Annotated in this window: 1 protein-coding gene; it reads right to left on the bottom strand. The window is 42.2% G+C overall.

All coding sequences use genetic code 11. The features are described 5' to 3' along the window. A partial coding sequence (locus B3014_RS11740; protein WP_289286995.1) for a hypothetical protein occupies positions 1 to 1,211 on the bottom strand: 1,211 nt, incomplete at its 3' end. Positions 1,212 to 1,223: the final 12 nt, after the last annotated feature.

Below are 1,223 nucleotides of genomic sequence, written 5' to 3' on the forward strand. Positions count from 1 at the left end.
TCTGGCTCTGGCTCTGGCTCTACAGTATTAGTTATTGCAGGAGCTGGATTACCAACAGGTTTTACTTCTTCAACGCCCTGATTAATCGACGGCGAAACAGTAGCTGGCTCATCATCATTAAAAGGCAGTACTTTAATCGTTTCATCTTTCGAAGTATCTGGCCGCTCAGGTAAAGTGATCGCAGCTTGAGATACTAATTCAGCCCAAGATACGGTTCTATCTCGCTCTTTATGTAAAAATTCGGCCGAAGTTAACTTAGGCAGCGTTAGCTCAAGTGAATCCAACGTTCCTTCACTGTGTTCATTATCCTCAGGCACTTTAGCGGAGAGCAATTCGTCAATATGGTTTCGCCCAACACGATGAAACTCGATACCAACTTCTTTTTCAACGCCGGAACTATTCTGACCGAAATCAAAAATAACTGCACTTCGGGTAATTGAAAGCTTGTATCCCTGTTCCAAGGTCCGAAGCAAAAATCTCGCCTCCTCAACAACCTCAGAAGTCAATAAACCAAAACGTTCAGATCGTTTAAGGTAATGTTCAAGAAGGACACAGAGCTTTTGTGTTTTAACCAAGCGATCAGGCCTATCCGGTGTTGTACGAGTCAAATCAAAATGACGCTGAAGAACACGTTCAGATTCCGAGATTTGCTCAGCAATACTCTTTTTTAAACCTTCATACTTCGTCATATCGCCGACTTCTGAATAACACTTAACTTCGACTAAATTACAACGAATTGTGCGTGATGAAGCATCTAAATCGAACAATGCTAAATCAGTTCTTTTAAAGCTAACGTCAGCACCAAGCTCCCCATCTCCTTTTTGAAGCTCGGAATATAGCTCTAGGTGGGCATCTAAAGGAACAATGATCTGATCTTTGAACACCCCCTGGTATTCAAGATAAAGTTTGGATAGCGCCAACCCTAAGGCTTCCGACTTTGAAGCGCTATTTGAAGCCAGTTTTAGTGCAAGCCTGCCTGACAACGCTCTAAGTGAGTCTAAAACCCTCGTCGCCTTATTAACATCAGGAACAATTTGATGCTGTTCTAAGGTCCCTCTCAATAATGCTTCTATTTCTGTAGTAGAACGCGAAGTAATAACAAAGTTGTGCGTGTTTGAAGAAGCCATTTCAGGGCTGTGATCAATCAGATAATCTGGACGACCATCTTTACCACCGTGATCAAAAAATTCAATGCCCAAATTTCTATCCACAGTGAATACCCA

It is taken from the genome of Methylophaga sp. UBA678 (genome assembly GCF_002299105.1).
Lineage (GTDB): Bacteria > Pseudomonadota > Gammaproteobacteria > Nitrosococcales > Methylophagaceae > Methylophaga > Methylophaga marina.